A 17,733-nucleotide genomic window follows, 5' to 3' on the forward strand; every position below is an offset into this window, starting at 1 on the left:
TATGACACATGAACCTATGTCTGGTGCCCGTCGACGCATTGTCACGCCCTCGCCGCCGGCACCGGTCCCGGAAAAGCGCGCGCCGAGTGGCGTCGTTGCTGTCGACGACGAACTCGAGGACCGTTCGGGACTGAAGGGCAAGTCTGCCTCGGCCCCGAGTGAGTCCCCCGGCGAAGAGAACTCCGACCGCGCCGTTGTGCGCGCCACCGGTTCGATGGCCATCGCGACGATGATCTCCCGCATCACGGGTTTCATCCGCAACGTGCTCATTGGCTCTTCGCTGGGCCCGGCCATTTCTTCCGCTTTCACCACTGCGAACCAGCTGCCCAACCTCATCACGGAGATCGTGCTGGGCGCGGTGCTCACCTCGCTCGTCGTGCCCGTGCTCGTGCGCGCGGAGAAGGAAGACTCCGACCGCGGCGAGGCCTTCGTCCGCCGCCTCTTCACGCTGGCCTTCTCCCTGCTGGCGACGATCACGGTGCTCTCCTGCATCTTTGCCCCGCAGCTCACGCGCATGATGTTGCCGGAGGACGGCAAGGTCAACGCCGTGCAGGCCACCTCCTTTGCCTATTTGCTGCTGCCGCAGATCTTCTTCTACGGGCTCTTCGCGCTCTTCCAAGCGGTGCTCAACACCAAGAACATCTTCGGGCCGGGTGCGTGGGCGCCGGTGGTCAATAACATCATCTCGATCTCGGTGCTCGTGGCCTATCAGCTGGTGCCGGGCAGCCTACATCCCAATGCGCCCTCGCCGATCACGGACGGGCACGTGCTGCTCTTGGCGCTTGGTACCACGGCGGGCGTGGTGGTGCAATGCCTCATCTTGTTCCCGTACCTCAAGAAGGCAGGCATCAACCTCAAGCCGCTCTGGGGCCTAGATGACCGGCTCAAACAGTTCGGTGGCATGGCGTTGGCCATTGTGGCCTACGTGGCCATTTCCCAGCTGGGCTATGTCATCACCTCCCGCGTGGCGGCGCATGCCGATAAAGGTGCGCCCTTTACCTACCAACAGGCCTGGCTGCTTCTGCAGGTGCCCTACGGCGTCATTGGTGTCACCCTGCTGACCGCGATTATGCCGCGACTGTCCCGCAACGCCGCGGACGGTGACGTCAAGGCCGTGGTTCGGGATCTCACGCTCGGCACGAAGCTGACGTTTATCGCGCTGATCCCCATCGTCATCTTCATGACGGGCTTCGGCATCCCGATTGCCCGCGGCCTCTTCCAGTACGGCGCCTTCGACGCGGATGCGGCCGAGTTGCTCGGCCTCACGCTGAGCTTCTCCGCTTTTACCCTGATCCCCTATGCCTTGGTGCTGCTACACCTGCGCGTGTTCTACGCGCGTGAGGAAGCGTGGACGCCGACGTTCATCATCGCCGGCATCACGCTGACCAAGGTGGTGCTTTCCTTGCTGGCCCCGCACGTGGCGGACTCCCCGGAGCGCGTGGTCATCCTGCTGGGCACGGCCAACGGCTTCGGCTTCGTGGCTGGCGCGGTCATCGGCGGCTTCCTGCTCAAGCGCAAGCTGGGCAGCCTGGGCGGCCGCGCGGTCATCGCGACGACTATCTGGTCAGTGCTGGCCTCCATCGTGGGTCTGGTCGTTGCCTACGCCATCAACTACGGCATCAACTTCGTGCTCCCGGCACAGGTGCCGCCGTTTGTGTACCTGCTCAAGCTGGCCGTCGTGGGCCTGGTCTTCGTGATCGTGACCGGCATCGTGCTCTCGCGTTCGGGTCTGCCGGAAGTCATCAACCTGGGCCGCCAGCTGCAGCGCATTCCGGGTATGTCCCGCATCATCAAGATCGAGCATGCAGAGGCCATCGAGGTCGAAGCCCCGGAGCAGCTGGAGTTCCAGCCCATCTTCAGCGTGGATGCCTTCAACTCCTCGCCGGTGCCGCCGCCGATGTCTGCCGGTATCGTCCGCGGCCCGCGCCTGGTACCGGGTGCCCCAGTCTCCGATGGCCGCTTCCGCCTGCTCAAGGATTATGGCTCCGCCCCGGGTACCCGCTTCTGGAAGGCCCGCGAGCAGGCCACCGGACGCCTGGTATCGCTGACCTTCGTGGATACCACGGGCGAGGCACCGATGGCTCCGGCCACCCCGGCCGTGGCCGCCCGCCGCTCCGCCGAGGTCTCCCGCGCCACGCGCCGCCTGGCGGAAATGGAGCTGGATGCCGTGGCGGAGAACATCGATATCCTGTCCTACCGCCAGGGCTGCCTCGTCGTGGCGGACTGGGTCGAGGGCACCTCGTTGAAGACGGTGTCGGAAGACAAGGACCTCGATCCGCGCGCCGTGGCCCACGCCTTGGTACCGCTGGTGCGCACCACGGCCGCCGCCCACGCGGCGGACCTCGTGCTGGGTATTGAGAACCGCAACCGCATCCGCATTTCCACCGAGGGCGTTGCCACGCTGGCCTTCCCCGCGGTACTGCACAGCAACGATGAGGAGACGGACCGCTCGGCGCTGGCCTCCGCCATCTCGCTCCTCGTGGAGTCCACCAAGCCCACCCCGGAGGTGCTGCAGGAGATTGCCGCCGATGCCGAAGAGGGCGAGGACTCCGATCTCGAGGACATCGCTCACCGCCTGGCGGCCTTCGCCGGCGATGGCGAAGAAGGCGAGGAAACCCTCCAGGTTCCAGTGGAGGAAACCCCGCGCAAGGAGGATCCGAGCCCCGCACCGGGCTTCGGCGGCCGCGGCTACTCGGGCTCCGGCACCATCGTGCTGGGCGTTCTTGCCACCCTCTTCGTCGTGGCGATGGCCGCGCTGAGCGTGTGGATCCTCTCCCAGGTGGGTAACGAAAAGACTTCCCCGGTGGTGACCAAGAGCGAAGCCTCGACGGAGGCCACGTTCCCCAACGTCCCGCCGGTCTTGTTCAAGGACGTCAAGAGCACGTCCGTTCCGGAGGGCAAGGAGGTCACGGGCGAATGGACCACGAAGGAAGCAGAATCCGGACTTCTGCTCAGCATTGACAAGCCCACGCAGCTGCACGTGCTACCGCTGGAACAGAAGGATTCCATCGGCGCGAAGTACGTGGTCTACGGGGTGGATACCAAGGATTTCGATCCCACGGATCCGGAATCCGGCACGCTCACCGAACTCGCGCACGGCACCCTGACCAGCGCACGCCAGGACATCGAGCTGAAGAAGAAGCCCGTGGCCTTCGACGGCGCCCTCATCCTCTTTACTGACATGCCCAAGTCCGGTTCCGTCACGCTGGAGGAGGCCACCCTGGTGGGCATCCCCACCAACTAACGCACCTCCTCACGCATTTCCCCAGACCTCGATCCCGCAACTCCCTGCTCGCTGACTCAGATGTGCAACGCGCTTGACGACGCCCACCTGCAGGTTTCGGGTTGCAGGTCTGGGGCTTTGTAGTTCTTGCGCTCTCTTCCCTTGACAGATAAGGGGAGGGGCGTATAATTGTTGTTGTCACGTCAACAAACTAGAGAACTGAGGAACCCCCATGACTATCACTGCAGGAACGTACGCACTGGACCCGGCACACACCACCATCGGCTTTGTCGCCCGCCACGCCATGATCACCAAGGTGCGCGGCAATTTCAACGAGTTCGACGGCACCCTGACCGTAGGGGAGAACATTGCTGACTCCGCCGCCACCGCCACGGTGAAGACCGCGTCCATCGACACCAAGAGCGCTGACCGCGATGCCCACGTGAAGGGCGAGGACTTCTTCGACGTTGAGAAGTTCCCAGAGATGACCTTCACCGCGACTAAGTTCGACGTTAACGAGGCAGGCGAGGGCACCGTCACCGGTGACCTCACCATCAAGGGCACCACCAAGTCTGTCGACTTCAAGGTAGACGAGGCCGGCGTCGCCGAGGATCCCTTCGGCAACACTCGCCTGGGCTTCGAGGCCAAGCCCTCCATTAACCGCCTTGACTTCGGTATCGACTTCAACGCCCCGCTGAAGACCGGCGGCGTGCTGGTCTCCGAGGAGATCAAGATCGAGCTCGAGGTTTCTGCCATCAAGCAGTAAGCCATAAAGCGCGAAACCTCGCCGTAAGAGGTAGTTCTAAGTTGTTGCCCGTAGTGCCCATTTCGGTACTGCGGGCAACAACTTTTTAACAACTAGAGGGACAACAATGGAGTAATAAACAACTCCTCAACAACTCGCACATCGTTGTGGCCTGCACTTTTAAGATTGCTTCTGCGTCAGAAGCTGCCATATTAGCCAATAGTTGTTTATTAGTTGTTGCGGAGTTGTTTGAAACAACTTTGAGCAGCTTACCTGTGATACGCACCGCAGTGACGTTTAAGATGTAGCGCATGACTACCGCAAACCTCACCCATGCTGAAGCTTCCGCCCGCAGCGCCGCGCTGCGCCTGAGCACCTACGAGTTGCACCTCGACGTCACGAGCGCACCAACCGACGCCGATTCCTACGAGGTCACCTCACGTATTACATTCACCACCACCGAACCCGAGACCTTCGTGGACTACCTGGGCAAGGCCGTGCACGCAGTGCGCGTCAACGGCGAGGAGGTGGAGAACACCTTCGACGGCGGACGCGTCTACCTGCGCAACCTTCCAGTGGGGGAGGAGCTCACCGTGGAGATCACCGGCTCCTCCTATTACTCCCGCACCGGCCAGGGCCTGCACCGCATGCACGACCAAGCCGATGACACCACGTACCTCTACTCGCACCTCGAGCCTTCCGATGCCCGCCGCATCTTCCCCTGCTTTGATCAGCCGGACCTCAAGGCCAGCTACGAGGTGCACCTCACCGGCCCGGAAGGCTGGCAGCTCTTAAGCAACCAGCCGGAGGTTGGCCGCGAGAAGACCGAGGGCAGGGAAGTAGCGCACTTCGCGCCGACGCCTCTGCTGTCGACGTATTTGACGGCGTTTGCGGCGGGGCCGTACGTCGAGAAGCACAGCACCTGGTCCGCACCCGATGGAACCTTAAGCGTCGAGCTGCGCGCCTTTGCCCGCGCCTCCATGGCGGAGTACCTGGATGATGAAATCCTGCAGGTCACAGCACAAGGCATGGACTTCTTCCACAGCAACTATGGCTACCCGTACCCGTGGGGCAAGTATGATTCCATCTTCGTGCCGGAGTACAACCTGGGTGCGATGGAGAACCCCGGCCTGGTGACCTTTACGGAGCACTACCTCTTCCGTTCCGCCGCCACCCGCGCGCAGCATGCTGGGCGAACGAATACGATCCTGCACGAGATGTCGCACATGTGGTTCGGAGACCTAGTCACCCCGCAGTGGTGGGATGACCTGTGGCTCAAGGAGTCCTTCGCGGAGTTTATGGGCGCGGATTCCTCGGTGCACGCCACCGAGTACACCGAGGCCTGGGTCAACTTCGCTGGCCAGCGCAAGAACTGGGCCTACCTGCAGGATCAGCTGCCCACCACGCACCCCATCAAGGCCGAGATCCCGGACGTCGATGCCGCGCGCCAGAACTTCGACGGCATTACTTATGCCAAGGGTGCTGCGGTGCTCAAGCAGCTGGTGCACTACGTGGGCCGCGAGAACTTCTACGCCGGCGCGCGCGACTACTTCCAGGAGCACGCCTTTGCCGCCGCCACCTTCGACGACCTGCTCAAGGCCCTGAAGAAGCACACCGACCGCGACCTCGATGCTTGGTCCACCGCGTGGCTGCGCACGTGGGGCCCGGACACGCTGACCCCGGAACTACACACGGACGGCGATAAAATCCACGAGCTCGCCATCACGGTGGAAGCCGAGGACACCACGCGCCCGCACCGCCTCGACGTGACGTTATTCGACAACTCCCTGAACAAATACGCCACCCTTGACGTCGATCTGGAGGGCGAGCGCACCATCCTCGACGAGGCATCGGGGCTGCAGGCGCCGGCACTGCTGCTGCTGAACGACGGCGACCACACCTACGCTAAGGTCCGCTTCGACGAGACCTCCCTGGTGACCATCCGCACGCGCCTGTCTGAAGTCCCGGATGAGCTTTCCCGCGCGGTCATCTGGACCTCCCTGTGGAACCTCACCCGCGATGGCGAGTGGCCCGTGCGCTCTTACCTCGACACGGTGCTCAACCACGCCCCGGCGGAGTCCAACCCCACACTTCTGACCACGGCCTTTGCCAATGCAGGATATGCCATCGACCACTTCGTTGGCGAGGAAGAACGCGAAGAGATTCGCGCCGACTATGCCGAGCGCCTCTGGGAGGTGCTGCAGCAGGCACCGGCGGGCTCCGACGCGCAGCTCACCTTCGCACGCGCCACCATCCAGGCCCTCGCGGCCACCCCGGCGGAGTCCGGCACGCAGCGCCTGCGCGCGCTTTACGACGGCTCCCTCGACGGCCTCGCCCTCGACCCGGACATCCGCTGGGCCATCTTGCGCGCGCTGGCCGCCCGCGATGCCGTCAGCGCCGAGGAGCTCGAGGCGGAGAAGGAGCGCGATAACACGCTCACCGGTGCCGCCGCCTACCTGGGCGCCTCCCACGCCTTCCCGTCTGCCGAGCTCAAGCGCGAAGTCTTCGACCTCGTGCGCACGCCGGGTAAGTACTCCAACGCGGAGGTGGATTCCCTGCTCGCGGCGTTCAACGCGCCGCGCTCGGCCCACCTCACCGAGGCCTTTGCCCAGGAATACTTCGACTCGTTGTCTCAGCTGTGGGAGGAGCACCCCATCGAAATTGCCAACCGCCTCGTGCGCGGGCTCTACCCGGATCTCGCAATGGCCGACGCCGCCACCAGCGAGTTCCTGGCCACCGAGCGCCCACGTGCGCTGCGCCGCGTGCTGCTGGAATGCCAGGATGCGCTGCGTCGCGCGCAACGCGTCCGTGCCGCGCAATAAGCGCTTCGCGTAGCGGACAGAAGAATCTTCCCGTAAACTCGCAGACACATTAACGGGGGGACAATCACAAACCATCGGCTTTGGCTGGGGGCTGTGTTGACCCAAATGTCATTGCTCAAGTTTCCGGGGGGATTCTTAGTGTCAGCACAGCCGACCGATCGTGAACTCGTCGACGCCTTCATTGGCGGAGATACTAAGGCTTTTTCGGCAATCGTCGAGAAGCACCGCGCGCGCCTGACCGCCATGGCGCGGCGCTACACACGCAACGATGATGATGCGCAGGACATCGTGCAGGAGGCCCTGCTCAAGGCCAGCTGCAATATGGCCTCCTACCGACACGATGCCACCCTGAGTACGTGGCTGCACCGGCTGGTGATGAACTCCGGCTATGACTTCCTCAACCACCGATCGAACCGAGAGAACGCATCCCTGGATGCGGAGATCATTGAGGATGACCGCAACTATGCGCTCGCACACAACCCCAGCGAAAACCTGGCGGAACGCATCACGGTGGCCCAAGCGATGGAAACCTTGCGCGAGGACCAGCGCGAGGCGCTGTACCTCACCGACGTGGCTGGCTATCCCATCGATACCGTGGCCAAGGTGCAGGGGGTTGCGCCGGGCACGGTGAAGTCGCGCCGAGCCCGGGCTCGGCAAGTGTTGCGTGCGGCGATAGACTGAGGGCGAGTAGAATCTGAGTCTTACTTAAAAATTATCGTTTCAAGGGAGTTTTTAGTGACTATCCACGATGTCGCCATCGTCGGCTCCGGCCCCGCCGGCTACACCGCAGCGCTCTACGCAGCACGCGCCGAGCTCAATCCCATCGTCTTCGAGGGCTTTGAATACGGTGGCGAACTCATGAACACCACCGAGGTAGAGAACTACCCGGGCTTCCAGAAGGGAATCATGGGCCCTGAGCTCATGGAAGAGATGCGCGCCCAGGCCATCCGCTTCGGTGCCGACCTGCGCATGGAAGTCGTAGATTCCGTCGAGCTCGAAGGCGAGGTGAAGAAGCTGCACGTGGGCGACGAGGTTTATGAAGCCCGTGCTGTCATCCTCGCTACCGGTGCCGCTCCGCGCTACCTGGGTATTCCGGGCGAATCGGAGCTGACCGGCCGCGGCGTGTCCGCATGTGCCACCTGCGATGGCTTCTTCTTCAAGGACCACAACATCGCCGTCGTCGGCGGCGGCGATTCCGCCATGGAGGAGGCTACCTTCCTCACCAAGTTCGCCGAGACCGTCACCATTATTCACCGCTCGGAGAACTTCCGCGCCTCCAAGATCATGCTGGAGCGCGCCAAGGACAATCCAAAGATTAAGTGGCTGACCAACACCACCGTCGAGCGCGTCCTGGAGAAGGATGGCAAGGTCGGTGCCCTCGAGGTAAAAAACGTGCTGACCGGTGAGACCAGTGAACTCGACCTGACCGCCATGTTCGTGGCCATTGGCCACGATCCGCGCTCCGGCTTCCTTAACGGCCAGGTAGAGACCGATGAAGCTGGCTACGTGGTGGTAGAGCAGCCGTCCACCAAGACCTCGCTGCCAGGTGTCTTTGCCTGTGGTGACTTGGTGGATGACCACTACCAGCAGGCCATCACCGCTGCGGGCTCCGGCTGCCGCGCGGCCATTGATGCGGAACATTTCCTCGCCGAGAACCGTTAGTGATCACATGAGCAACATTAAAAACGTCACTACTGATTCCTTCCGCGCCGACGTCGTGGAGGCAGGCAAGCCCGTCGTCGTGGACTTCTGGGCCGAATGGTGTGGGCCGTGCAAGAAGCTGTCCCCGATCCTCGAGGAGGTCGCCGAGGAGCTCGGTGATGACGTCTCCGTGGTCAAGGTCAACGTGGATGAAGAGCGCACTTTGGGTGCCATGTTCCAGATCATGTCCATTCCCTCCGTCCTGATTTTCAAGAACGGCGAGAAGGTCGATGAGTTCGTTGGCCTGCGTTCTAAGGCCGACATCGTGGCACAGGTAAAGAAGCAGCTCTAACTGGTAGTCTTTAACTCGTTGACGGCGCACTAAGGTGCGCCTCCTTGATCACGAAAGGGGTAGGTGTGAACCGCGTTTTACGTGTAGGTGACCAGAGCGTTCGGGTCGCCGAAGCACGCGCAACCCTTGCCCGCCTCGGCCTGATGACTGACTACCAGGGGACCTTGTCCGACTGGAAGAAGCAGAAGTATTCCGAAGCCGATAAGTACTTTGATAACGAGCTGGCGCAAGTGCTCAAAGCCTTCCAGCAATCCCGCGGCATCGTGCCCAGCGGCGATATTGATGACCTTACTTTGCGTGAGCTGCGTCAGGCTTCCTACACCTTAGGCGCGCGGGTACTGGCTTATGAACCGGGCAACGTGCAGGTGGGAGATGATGTATCCCAGCTGCAGCAACAGCTCCAGGAACTCGGCTTCTACCAAGAACGCATCGATGGCCATTTTGGGGCCCGCACCTACGCGGCGCTGGCGGAATACCAACTGAACTCCGGCCTGCGCAGCGATGGCATTTGCGGCCCGGCCACCATCAACGCGCTCAATCTGCTGGGTCGGCGGATCACCGGTGGCTCGGCGCACAATATCCAAGAGCGCGAGCGCGTGCGCAACGCGGGACCCAAGTTGGCGGGCAAGCGCGTGGTGATCGACCCCAGCCTCGGCGGCTTCAACAAGGGCCGCACGGTCAAGGGCCGCTATGGCGACATCACGGAAGAAGAGATCCTCTGGGATCTAGCCGAGCGCGTCGCCGGCCGCATGATTGCCGCCGGCATGGAGACCATCATCTCCCGCCCGCGTACCGATGATCCCTCCATCCACGATCGCGCCGACATTGCCAATGCCTTTGGCGCTGACTTGGTCATTTCACTCGCCTGCGATGAGTACCCCACGGAAAAAGCCAATGGCGTAGCCACCTTCTACTTCGGTTCTGAGTCCGGCAATTCCTCCCTCATTGGGGAGACGCTCTCCGGCTTCATCCAGCGCGAAATCGTTGCCCGTACCGAGCTGGGCAACTGCCGCAACCACGGCCGCACGTGGGCGCTGCTGCGCTTGACGCAGATGCCGGTGGTGCAGGTAGTTCTGGGTTACCTGACCAGCCCGAAGGACGTGGCGATTCTGACTAACCCAGAGTGCCGCGATGACATCGCCGAGGCCATCGTCGTCTCCGTCAAGCGCCTCTACCTCCTCGACGACGACACCGCCGTGACCGGCACGTACCGCTTCGACGAGCTCCTGCGCGCGGAGCGCTCTTCCTAATGGAGCCTAGGGGGTGCCGTCCCAGACGGTTCCCCTCAAATGGTTCCAGTCAAACGGTTTCCTTGCCCCCAAACAAACCTTCTAGGACTTTCCAAAAGGTTCCCTTGCCCCCAACAGAACCGTTTGAGTAGAACCTTCTTACTAGAACCATCCTGTATCTAGGCCAAGGCGCGGGCGAGGAGGTCTTCCACGGCGGCTGCGGTCAGCAGATCGAAGGCAGGCGGCAGCTCGAGGCGCAGGCGCGGCGTGATGGGGTGATCGCGCTCCACCCTGAAACCGGCGGATTCCAGCGTTTCTACCGGTAGTAGGCCGATACGGCCGGGCTTATCCCGCAAAAGATTCTCGGCGGCGCGGGCATCGCGGTAACCAAAGGCCTCAACGGCGCTGGCTTCGCGGGAGGTGAGGTGCATGATGGTGGCATCGAGAAGCACTGCCTCCAAGCCCTTCGCCGCACGGTGCGACTTCACGAACAGGGAGGACACCAGCACCGCGTCCTCCGAAACAGGGGAGGTGGGCAGCTTTGCGGCACCGGGGGCAAGATCGGGCGGGCAGAAGAACACGGTGGCTTCATCACCCACGGTAAACCCGCACTCACCGCAGCGCAGCAGCGTGGAGCTGATCCATGCTTCCTTCTCGAAGGCCGGATCAGCGACCGTGGTCTTCAGCTCCCAGAAGATGGATCGGGCCGCCAAGGGGTTGATGGCAACGCCTTCGTTGACGGCTTGGACAAGCATGGTCAGCTAGCTGCTTTCCTTGCCCTCAATGAGGGCCAGAATGCGCTCGAAGTCTTCCTGGTCGCCGAATTCGACGACCATCTTGCCCTTGCGCTTGCCCATGGTGACGGTGACCTTGGTGTCAAAGCGATCGGCCAGACGTTCAGCGGAATCGGTAAAGAACTGCGGCTGCGGGGCGGCAGGCTTCTTGCTTGGCTCGGCCGGCTTGCCGTCGCGCTTGTATAGGGTGACGGCTTCCTCCGTGGCGCGCACGGACAGGCCCTCGGCCACGATGCGGTTCGCAATGAGCTCCATGGCCTCGGCATCCGGCAGACCCAGCAGCGCGCGGGCATGGCCACCGGACAAGGTGCCAGCGGCGACGCGCTTCTGCACGCTGACCGGCAGCTTGAGCAGGCGAATCATGTTGGTGACCTGCGGGCGGGAGCGGCCGATGCGATCAGCCAACTCGTTCTGGGTCACGCCGAATTCCTCCAGCAGCTGCTGGTAGGCGTGGGCCTCTTCCAGCGGGTTGAGCTGCACGCGGTGGATGTTCTCCAGAAGCGCATCCCGCAGCAGATCATCATCCTTGGTATCGCGCACAATGGCCGGGATGGTGGCCAGGCCCGCCTTGGAGGAGGCGCGCCAGCGGCGCTCACCCATGATGAGCTCGAAGCCGCCTTCCTCAGCGGGGCGCACAACGACCGGCTGCAGCAGGCCGAACTCCTTGATCGAGTGGACCAGCTCCGCCAGCTCATCTTCGTCGAAGACAGAACGCGGCTGCTTCGGGTTCGGCATGATGTCCCCGACGGAGATCTCGCGGTACGTCGCGCCAATCACCGAAGGTTTCGCCTGCCGCTTCTTCGAGCCAGTGGACTGCTGGATGGTCGGCGCACCCTGCACCTTCTTTGCCGCAGAGCCCTGAGCCCCGCCGGTCGACGCGCCGAGGATAATGTCAGCCGCCGAATCCCCAAGACGCGGCTTGCGGGAGGGAGCACCCGGGCCAGACGGAATGAGCGCGGCCAAGCCCTTGCCCAGGCCGCCTTGGCGCTGCTCCGGCTTCTGGTCTGCCTTCTTATCTGCCACGGTGTCCTATCCTTCCAATTCCGCGAAAATCTCTGGGCTCACGCCGATGGCACCCGTGGTGGGGTGCGGCGTGTAATCTCCGCGCTTGTCCAGCTCGCGTGCGGCGGCGGAGTAGGCGCGGGCGCCTGTCGACGACGGGTCATAAGCGATAACCGTCTTACCATAGCCCGGCGCCTCCGAAACGCGCACAGAACGCGGGATGACGTTGCCCAAAACGACGGCGCCGAATTGCTCACGCACCTCGTTGGCCACCTGCTCAGCCAGTTTGGTGCGGGCATCGAACATGGTGAGCAGCACGCCGGAGATGTGAAGGTCTTCGTTGAGGTGCTCCCGAATCATGGAAATATTGCCCAACAGCTGGCCCACGCCCTCCAGCGCGTAGTACTCGCACTGGATGGGGATGATGACTTCCTCCGCACACGTCATCGCATTGATGGTGAGCAGGCCCAGGGAGGGCGGGCAGTCGATGAAGACGTAGTCGAAGCCGTGCTCCTCGAGGAAGCCGTTGTACAGGGCGTCATAGAGGCGGAACTCGCGGCGGACCAGGGAGACCATTTCGATCTCAGCGCCGGCCAGATCGATGGTGGCAGGAATGCAGTAGAGGTTCTCATCGTCGGGGCAGTGCTGCATTGCTTCGTCCGCGCTGCAGTCACCCAACAAAACCTCATAGCTGGATTTAGTGCCGGAGGTATGCTCCGCGCCTACCGCGGTGGAGGCGTTGCCCTGCGGGTCCAAGTCGATCACCAGGACCTTCTTGCCGGCCTCAGCGAGCGCGGCGGCAAGGTTGACGGCGGAGGTGGTTTTACCCACGCCACCCTTCTGGTTCGCGATGGTGATAAGACGAGGATGAGTCATGCCGTCTACTTTAGTTCACGCGCGGGACACGGATAATCGTGGTGCCGTGGATGGTCATGACCTCGGCTTTTCCGCCACCCGCGCGCTTGATATCGGCAGCGTCGCGCTCCAGCTCCTCATGGACTGAGGAGCCCTTGAGAGCGATCATCTCGCCGCCTTTACGCACCAGCGGCAAGGACCACTTGGCCAGCTTGCCCAGCGGGGCCACCGCGCGGGAGGTCACGATGTCGGCGCCCTGCACCTGCTTTTTCACGGGGCCTTCCTCGGCGCGGCCGCGGATGACGGTGACGTTATCCAGACCCAGCAGGTCGACGACCTCGTTGAGGTAGGTCGAGCGCTTGAGCAACGGCTCGATGAGAGTGATCTTCAGGTCAGGGCGCGCGATGGCAAGCGGGATGCCGGGCAGGCCGGCGCCACTGCCGACGTCGATAAGCGTAGCGTTCTGCGGCATGACCTCGGCGACCACGGCGCAGTTAATGAGGTGGCGCTCCCACAGGCGCGGAACCTCGCGGGGGCCGATAAAACCACGAGTGGACCCGTCCGTAGCGAGCGAATCGTGATACTTCTGCGCGAGCGGCAGACGCGATCCGAAGACGTCAGACGGGTCCAGTGGCACAGTGTCGGACACAGATTCAGTCACTGTGAAAACTCCTGGGTTAATTTCTAGTTATTGTTCTTACGGCGCTGCTTCTTGGAGCGATTGTCCTTCTTGCGTGCACCCGGCTTCGGCGCGGAGGTGCGCTTGAGCTCAGCCTTGGCGGCTGCCTCTTCTTCTTCCTCGCGGTCCATCTTGGCGTAGACGATGCGAGTCTGGAAGAAGGTCCACACGGTGTTAGCCAGCATGTAGAAGAGCAGACCGATGGGCCAAATGAAGCCGGAGAAGACCAGCATGGCCGGCATGAACCACAGCATCATCTTGTTCATCATGGCCATCTGCTGCTGCATCATTTCCGCGTTCTGGCCCTGCGGGGTAGCGGTCTTGCCGGCGGCGCGGCGTGCCTCCTGGCGGTTGAGGGACATGCGGGCGTTGAAGTGCGTGAGCACCGCAATGATGGCGATGAGCGGCACGATAATAACGGCCGCCTGCATGGTGGTGGTCTCCTTAACGATCTCCAAACCGGAGTTCAGGCTCAGATTAGCCACCAGCGGCACGCCAAAGATCTTCGCGTCCACGAACTGCTTCACCAGCTCGGGCTTGAAGATGTAGTTGGCGATGGATGCGTTCATTTCCTCTGACATCGCCTCACCGGCCGGGTGCCCGATGCCACCGGCGACGGCCACGGTGCGGTCGAAGGAGCGCAGCACGTGGAAGAGACCAATGAACATGGGGATCTGCGCGAACATGGGCAGGCAGCCCGCCACGGGGCGGACGCCAGCTTCCTTGTAGATGCGCTGCATCTCCTGCGCCGCCTTGGTTTGGTCATTGGCGTACTTGGTGCGCAGTTCCTGAATTTGCGGCTGGATCTCCTGCATCTTGCGTGAAGAGCGCAGCTGCGTGATGGTCGGCTTGACCATGATGGCCTTGAGCGTCCACGTCAGCAGGACGATGGCGATGATCCAGGTCCCGCCCCATGCGGAATCAAGAACGAAGCTCAAGAGCCAATGCCAGAACCACAAGACGGCTGAAATTGGCCAATAGATGAAATTAAGCACGAGAGTTGTTTACCTCAGTTGTTGTTTGGTCGGTACCGGATCAAACCCACCCGGGTGCCAGGGACCGCACTTGCATAACCTGGCGAGCGCCATGCCCGTTCCCTTGAAGGCTCCATGGATGGAGATGGCTTCGAGGGCATAGGCACTGCACGTCGGTTCAAAACGACAGGTGGAGACCATCTTAAGGCCTGACACATGCTTTTGGTAGAAGCGCACCCCGTAAACCAAGACCCTGCCGAACCCGCGGGCTTCGGGGATCTCTTGGCCTTGGGAGTTCAGATATCCCATGTGCTTAACGCTTTGCGGATATCACGCTCAAGACGCTGGCTGGTGGCCTCGCTGCTGGCGGGCAGCGCACGAATAACGATGTCGACATTGGCGGGTAAAGCTTTCCCGTTGACTCCATCGCGCAGGAGCGCCATGCACACATGACGAAGCCGCCGGGAGGTGCGGTGGCGAACCACGGCATTCCCGACGGCTTTCGACACAATGAGGCCGAACCGCGGCCCAGTGGCCGCGATGTCGTCTTCACGTCTGCAAATGCACGACGACGTCGCGTCCCGGCGCCGCCTTGATGGTCGCAAACGCCTCGAGACGTGAGCTGATGCTGGGCTGGAGCATGAATTAGCGTGAGCTAGCGCGACCTTCTTGCGACGGCGGCGACATGCGACGCGCCTGTAAACGTACGTGCGAGCCGACGCTTGGCTGAAGTACGCTTACCCTTTGCCACGATTAACTCCTTGAAGTTGTTGGTGGATGGCACAGCCCAGCGCCGCCGGCGCTCAGGCTTAAACATCCACTGATGAATGGTGTACGTGGGGATGAGGCTTCGCACTTGAAGCGCCATGAGGCGTGGCGAGGCATTCCCACATGCAACATGTGCACCATGCACTGTTGCGATAGACCATCACAGGTTACGTGACAGGTAGCGCGCTAAACAAATCGACACACTGGGTGTCCCCGAAATTACAAGGATGTTTTTATCCGCAGCTAGAGCGCCACTTTTCACCCACATGCTGCGCGGTCAACGCCTCCTCCCACCGACCGTGGCGCGGTCGAGCCGCGGTCGCGCCAGGCGTGCAAAGAAGTGCGTTAGACAGCATCCCCATAACGCGGTACAACTGAGGAATCTAATTCCACAGCCGCCCACAGGGTGTGGATAACTCTCAATCATGACTTGAGACTTTTGCTATTTGAGCAGGTCAACTGCATTAAGGAGCCGATGTAAAGTTATCCACAGCCATGAGATAGGCTGTGGATAAACCACCTATTCACACCTGTGGATAACTTTGTGGAATCCGAGGTTACACACTAAAACATCGTGTGGAATCCCCGGTGGAAATCACAAGAAATTGGAATTTCCGCATCCCCGTCTCTTCCTCATCCGTCCATCCGTCCCCGATCCAACCCACAGTCACGCAGTACATACTGCGGCCCTGAAGCCTCTCCTTCAGACACGTAAGTAGCTGTGGCCGGCCTCATCCGCCGGCACCGCGTGGCCGTGAAGCACACAGAAGGTAGGCGTTTTGTCTGATCCGCAAGCAGCCCTAAGGGCCAGCTGGAAAGCTGTGGTCAGTGATTTGCTGGCACAGTCCGAACAACCGAACTCGGACGTTCCCAACTTCACCCACAGCCAACGCCTCAACCTCCAGCTCGTAGAGCCCATCATGATCGGGGATGGCTACGCGTTGATTGCCGCCCCGCACGAGAATGCCAAGAGTGTTATTGAGGCTGAGCTGGGGGAGTACATCACCCGCGCTCTGTCGCAGCACATGGGCCGGCCGTGTTCCTTGGCTGTGACCATTGCCGCGCCCCCGCAGCCTGCTCCACAGGAAGAGCCCGAAGCTCCCGCACCCCAACGCCCCATTCAGACCGAGGCGCCGGAGTACGGCATGGGCCACCAGGCTCAGTCTTTCCAGCAAGCCATGCCGCCCACGCCACCGACCCAGCCGGCCCAACCCGCTCCGCCCGCTCATCATCAGCCGCGCTCATGGGATGCCGCGCATTCCCCGGCCAGCCTGGATGAGTTAGCGCAGCACTACAGTGAGCAGCAGAGCACCGCTCCCAGCGGCTACCCGGACTACTCGGAGGCAGCCGGCGCGCGCATTCCGCGCGAGGAACCCGCGTATAACCCGAACCACGAAAAGTCTCTCAACCCGAAACACACTTTTGAGAACTTCGTCATCGGTTCCTCCAACCGTTTTGCCAACGGTGCCGCCGTGGCGGTGGCGGAAAACCCCGCCCGCGCCTATAACCCACTGTTCATTTGGGGCGGCTCCGGGCTGGGCAAGACGCACCTGTTGCACGCGGCCGGAAATTACGCCCAGGTCCTGCACCCGGGCCTGCGGGTGAAATATGTGTCCTCGGAGGAATTCACCAACGATTACATCAACTCGCTACGCGATGACCGCCAAGAGTCCTTCAAGCGCCGCTACCGCAACTTGGACATCCTCATGGTCGATGACATCCAGTTCTTGGAAGGCAAGGAATCCACTCAGGAAGAGTTCTTCCACACCTTTAATGCCCTGCACCAGGCCAACAAGCAGATCATTTTGTCTTCCGACCGCCCGCCGAAGCAGCTAACGACCCTGGAGGATCGCCTCCGCACCCGCTTTGAGGGTGGTCTGATTACGGATATTCAGCCGCCAGACCTGGAAACGCGCATCGCCATCCTCATGAAGAAGGCTTCTGCGGACGGCACAGACGTCGATCGCTCGGTCCTCGAGCTCATCGCCTCCCGCTTCGAATCCTCAATTCGCGAGCTCGAGGGCGCGCTCATCCGTGTGTCTGCTTACTCTTCCTTGGTCAATGAGCCGATCAGCCTAGAGATGGCGGAGATTGCCCTGCACGATTTGGCTCCTGATTCTGCGGATCGCCAAATCACCGCGGCGGCCATCATCGAGGTCACGGCGGACTACTTCAACATCGACGTGGACACCCTGCGCGGTTCCGGTAAGAAGCGCGCCGTCGCCCACGCCCGCCAGCTGGCGATGTACCTGTGCCGCGAGCTCACCGAGCTATCCCTGCCGAAGATCGGTGATCAGTTCGGCGGCAAGGACCACACCACCGTCATCTATGCCGACCGCAAGATCCGCAAGGAAATGACAGAAAACCGCAACACCTACGACGAGATCCAGGCGCTGACCCAGCGCGTGAAGAACCACAACCAGCGCTAGAACCGCACGGCGCTTGGCGACGCCCCCCTCCACCGCTTCCAAAACCCTGGTCGGTGGTGTGGGGCTGTGGTTCAGGGCCTAAACCAACCATGCCGTTGTGGCCCGGCCCCAGGGGAGGGTCCACAAGGACCCGGAGGGCCAGCAGGACCGCCCAAGCCGTAAAGAATGGGACCACGAAGGGCACGAGGCGCGACATCAGGGTTCCCAGGCCCGCCTCGCG

The 17,733-nt window shown here is 62.1% G+C and carries 14 protein-coding genes and 1 pseudogene; 8 read left to right on the forward strand and 7 right to left on the reverse strand.

Features of this window, described 5'->3' with window-relative positions; translation table 11 throughout:
* Position 1 precedes the first annotated feature (1 nt).
* The 7 genes from murJ (at position 2) to HWX44_RS12480 (ending at position 10,033) form a co-directional block, all read left to right on the forward strand.
* On the forward strand, positions 2-3,244 hold the full coding sequence (gene murJ / locus HWX44_RS12450; RefSeq protein WP_175974998.1) for a murein biosynthesis integral membrane protein MurJ: 3,243 nt from the start codon (positions 2-4) through the stop codon (positions 3,242-3,244).
* 211 nt (positions 3,245-3,455) lie between these two features.
* Positions 3,456-3,989 (forward strand): YceI family protein, encoded by a 534-nt coding sequence (locus tag HWX44_RS12455; protein ID WP_175975000.1) that lies wholly within the window; start codon positions 3,456-3,458, stop codon positions 3,987-3,989.
* A gap of 290 nt (positions 3,990-4,279) precedes the next feature.
* Positions 4,280-6,790, forward strand: a complete 2,511-nt coding sequence (pepN, locus tag HWX44_RS12460) for an aminopeptidase N (protein ID WP_175975002.1) — start codon at positions 4,280-4,282, stop codon at positions 6,788-6,790.
* Between the two features lie 105 nt (positions 6,791-6,895).
* Entirely contained in the window at positions 6,896-7,471 is a 576-nt protein-coding gene (locus HWX44_RS12465) for an RNA polymerase sigma factor (RefSeq protein ID WP_158396865.1), read from the forward strand.
* 54 nt (positions 7,472-7,525) lie between these two features.
* Positions 7,526-8,452, forward strand: coding sequence for a thioredoxin-disulfide reductase (gene trxB / locus HWX44_RS12470; protein ID WP_049155640.1), 927 nt, complete (start codon positions 7,526-7,528; stop codon positions 8,450-8,452).
* Between the two features lie 7 nt (positions 8,453-8,459).
* Complete coding sequence (trxA, locus tag HWX44_RS12475) at positions 8,460-8,783, forward strand: thioredoxin (protein WP_046648711.1); 324 nt, start codon at positions 8,460-8,462, stop codon at positions 8,781-8,783.
* A 65-nt stretch (positions 8,784-8,848) separates the two neighbouring features.
* Positions 8,849-10,033, forward strand: a complete 1,185-nt coding sequence (locus HWX44_RS12480; protein WP_070512899.1) for an N-acetylmuramoyl-L-alanine amidase — start codon at positions 8,849-8,851, stop codon at positions 10,031-10,033.
* A gap of 158 nt (positions 10,034-10,191) precedes the next feature.
* On the opposite strand, the gene HWX44_RS12485 is transcribed toward HWX44_RS12480, so the two are convergent.
* The 7 genes and pseudogenes from HWX44_RS12485 to HWX44_RS12515 all read right to left on the reverse strand — a co-directional run bounded on the left by HWX44_RS12485 (position 10,192) and on the right by HWX44_RS12515 (position 14,962).
* A complete protein-coding gene (locus HWX44_RS12485) occupies positions 10,192-10,767 on the reverse strand; it encodes a hypothetical protein (protein ID WP_046648707.1) in 576 nt (191 codons plus the stop codon).
* A 6-nt stretch (positions 10,768-10,773) separates the two neighbouring features.
* On the reverse strand, positions 10,774-11,829 hold the full coding sequence (locus HWX44_RS12490) for a ParB/RepB/Spo0J family partition protein (protein WP_046648706.1): 1,056 nt from the start codon (positions 11,827-11,829) through the stop codon (positions 10,774-10,776).
* A gap of 6 nt (positions 11,830-11,835) precedes the next feature.
* Positions 11,836-12,684 carry a ParA family protein gene (locus HWX44_RS12495; protein WP_175975004.1) on the reverse strand — a complete coding sequence of 283 codons (849 nt, stop codon included), beginning with the start codon at positions 12,682-12,684 and terminating at the stop codon, positions 11,836-11,838.
* A 10-nt stretch (positions 12,685-12,694) separates the two neighbouring features.
* Entirely contained in the window at positions 12,695-13,324 is a 630-nt protein-coding gene (gene rsmG / locus HWX44_RS12500; protein WP_144013722.1) for a 16S rRNA (guanine(527)-N(7))-methyltransferase RsmG, read from the reverse strand.
* A gap of 23 nt (positions 13,325-13,347) precedes the next feature.
* Positions 13,348-14,337, reverse strand: a complete 990-nt coding sequence (gene yidC, locus HWX44_RS12505) for a membrane protein insertase YidC (protein WP_049155646.1) — start codon at positions 14,335-14,337, stop codon at positions 13,348-13,350.
* A gap of 9 nt (positions 14,338-14,346) precedes the next feature.
* Entirely contained in the window at positions 14,347-14,625 is a 279-nt protein-coding gene (yidD, locus tag HWX44_RS12510; protein ID WP_175975006.1) for a membrane protein insertion efficiency factor YidD, read from the reverse strand.
* Positions 14,613-14,962, reverse strand: a pseudogene (locus HWX44_RS12515) (ribonuclease P protein component). The gene yidD and the pseudogene HWX44_RS12515 overlap by 13 nt, the downstream one beginning before the upstream one ends.
* Positions 14,963-15,863: 901 nt before the next feature.
* Between HWX44_RS12515 and dnaA the strand changes: the two are divergent.
* On the forward strand, positions 15,864-17,513 hold the full coding sequence (gene dnaA, locus HWX44_RS12520) for a chromosomal replication initiator protein DnaA (protein ID WP_175975009.1): 1,650 nt from the start codon (positions 15,864-15,866) through the stop codon (positions 17,511-17,513).
* Positions 17,514-17,733: the final 220 nt, after the last annotated feature.

It is taken from the genome of Corynebacterium sp. Marseille-Q2823 (assembly GCF_903645345.1).
Lineage (GTDB): Bacteria > Actinomycetota > Actinomycetes > Mycobacteriales > Mycobacteriaceae > Corynebacterium > Corynebacterium hiratae.